This window comes from Deltaproteobacteria bacterium, from assembly GCA_009929795.1.
Taxonomy (GTDB): Bacteria; Desulfobacterota; Desulfovibrionia; order Desulfovibrionales; family Desulfomicrobiaceae; genus RZZR01.
On the sequence record RZZR01000388.1, the window covers coordinates 1 to 1,172 of the forward strand.

1 protein-coding gene is annotated in these 1,172 nt (G+C 56.8%); it reads right to left on the bottom strand.

All coding sequences use genetic code 11. The annotated features are described in order from the left end of the window. On the bottom strand, positions 1-857 hold an 857-nt coding region (locus EOM25_15200; GenBank protein ID NCC26526.1), incomplete at its 3' end, for a hypothetical protein. Positions 858-1,172 lie beyond the last annotated feature (315 nt).

The window sequence follows — 1,172 nt, forward strand, 5'->3', positions numbered from 1 at the left end:
GTGCGCGGATCATGGGTCCAATGCGGGCGCACGTGGTCCAGATAGGCCCTCAGCACCGGGTAGATCCAGGGCGCGAAGACGGGGAGATGCCGATCCTTGTCGCCCTTGCCGATGATATGCCAAATCCCCAGTTCCCCGTAATCCGGGCACTCGGGGTCATAATCGAAATCGGTGACGTCGGCCTTGACCAACTCGGACAGGCGTACACCGTAAGCGTAAAACATCGCGATGATGGCCCGATCACGCAATACCACATACTGCCCGGCCCCGGTTGCTCCGGTTTCAACCGCCTCGACAAATTCTGACTCGAGATAGTCCAGTACCTGTTGGACTTCTTTCGGTGAAGGGTTTGAAAGCATTTTCTTCCGTTTCGCGAAACCCCTCACCAGCGCCCGGCTGGATTCGTTCGTGATCTGCTGGAACGAAGCGTCCGGGTACTTGATTTGGATTTTGTTGGCGATGTCTCGGTCGGCCAAGACCGCGTCACAGAAGTGTTTGATGTAGTGGTGTCGGCCCCGGATCGTCGCACGAGACAGATTGCGGACCGCGAGACTGGTCAGGTACTCATAGAGTTGACTGGACGACCACATCCAAGGCGGTGTCTTCGTGAACTCTAAAAAATCGGTGATGGCGATGACTGCTTGTTGGCCGCTTTTCGGTTTGTTTCCATCGCGGCCCACCTTGTACAGGAAGAACAGCTCCAGCAGGAGGACGACGTCTTTCGCCGCCTTGCCGCCGCCGAACAGATCGTAGGCCCGCCGCAGATAGGTCTCGATGCCCTCGGTGGCATGACGCTTGCCGACCCTCCCTTCCGGCGGGGAGGAGACTTTAAGCACCACTTGCGTTTCTCTGCTCAAGGCAGTCAGACCCCCATTGCGGTCGCTGTTCCCATAAAGACTATCACAATTCCCCTATGATGGGAATTTTCGCCTTATGCGGTGAGCGTCCAACTGCCTGATCGACCATGCCGACACCCCTGTTGCGCAGGTGCCTCCATCAGGTCAGGGGTCAGTTTTCCCTATATGTGGGAATTACTGCCTGCTGGCGGGGGAAAAATGGGGCTTAATGGAGGAAAAAAAAAAGCCCGGCGGGGAGCCGGGCTGGAAACGTCTCATGATGAGAGAGACGAGGAGGACACTGGTATCGATCTTTAAAGTCTCGGACTCCGCCAG